This window comes from Clostridioides sp. ZZV14-6345, from assembly GCF_020657775.1.
Classification (GTDB): Bacteria; Bacillota; Clostridia; order Peptostreptococcales; family Peptostreptococcaceae; genus Clostridioides; species Clostridioides difficile_D.
Genome location: NZ_JAGWCX010000144.1, coordinates 1 through 1506, shown reverse-complemented (window position 1 = coordinate 1506; position 1506 = coordinate 1). Strand labels below are relative to the sequence as shown.

Sequence of the window (1506 nt, the reverse complement as noted above, 5' to 3'; positions counted from 1 at the left end):
TGGACAAACACCAGAAGGAGAGAAACCATTAGACGGACAAACACCAGAAGGAGAGAAACCATCAGATGGACAAACACCAGAGGGAGAAAAACCATTAGATGGTCAAATTCCAGAAGAAGAAAAGCCATTAGAAGAAATAGCTATAGAAGAAATGAGTTTAAAACAAGATATTGATAAAATTCTTGATATGACTTTATCTCAAATAAATAAAATAGTATATAACTTTTGGGAAGATGAAGAAAATGTAAAGGCAGATGAACAATCAGAAATTAACCAAGTACTTACCCAAAAAGACTTATTTGTCAGTTTATGGCATGATAAAAAAGCAAAAGTAAAAAATTCTTGTTTGCTAAAAGAAACAGATGGTTCAGATAGGTCTTATTATGATATAAGATTTAATGATATTACGAAGACTTTAACTTTTGACTATGTAATAGAGGGTCTTATAGGAGCAAGTACAAAAGATAACAAATATGTGATAGAAGGTGAAGATGGAGAGCAAACTGCATTTTGTTATAATAACCATTTAAAACCTCCAAGTAGTGATGGGAAGAGCCCATATTTGCCAGCAGAAGATTTTAATGGTCAAGAAAATCAAAATGAAGATGCAGTTAAATCTATACTATATGCAGGTTCTGAATTTGATGGATTTGGATATAAGCAACAATTTAATTTAGGTGGAGAAGAAAATGAATTAATGACTTACTCAGCTACTCAAAGTGCAATTTGGATTATTCTTGGACAAATAGATGAACAAGAAAGACTTAATCAGTATCAAGGTTCTATAGACCTTTGTGATAGATTTATAGAAAATGCAAAAACTGAAGAAGAAAGAGCTGAGTATCAAAAGAAGAAAGAAGTAGCGATAAATGTAAAAGCTTATTTGGAAGCATTGTTAAAAGCAGGTCGTGAAGAGTTAAAGCCAAATGATACAGGAAAACCTAGTTTAAGCAATGGTTTAACTGATATTAAATTTGAAAAAAATGAAGATGGCACTTATGAAACAGAAGCTGTGGCCTTGGTAGGTTATAGTGGTGTAGTAAAGTTAAGATTACCAGATGGAGTAACTGCTTATGATGAAAATGGTAACATAATAGGTACAGGTGAAATAGAAGTTTCAACACAACATAAATTTAAACTTAAGAGTGTTGGAAAGCCAGATGCGAAGGCTAATATTTCTGCTGTATCTTATGATTATATTTTTCCAAAAGCTATTCAATATTATAAGGCAGTATTTGATTTAGGACAAAAAGACCATTCATCTTTATTACCATCTAGTAAGCAAAACTTATTAAGCTATACAATAGAGAAAAAGAATGGTCAAGAAGTTAACTTTAACATAGGTCTACCAACGGATGATGTTGTAAATCCACCGGTGCCACCATCAGATGATACAAATGGACATAAGCCTAAACCATCACCACCAATAGATGATGAAGTGATAAATCCACCAGTACCACCATCAGATGATGCAGTGATAAATCCACCAGTACCACCATCAGATGA

General features: G+C 32.7%; 1 protein-coding gene. It reads left to right on the top strand.

Going from position 1 to position 1506, the window contains the following annotated elements:
- The coding region (locus KGF39_RS19315) for a Cys-Gln thioester bond-forming surface protein (protein ID WP_227823557.1) at positions 1-1506 on the top strand (1506 nt) is incomplete at both ends.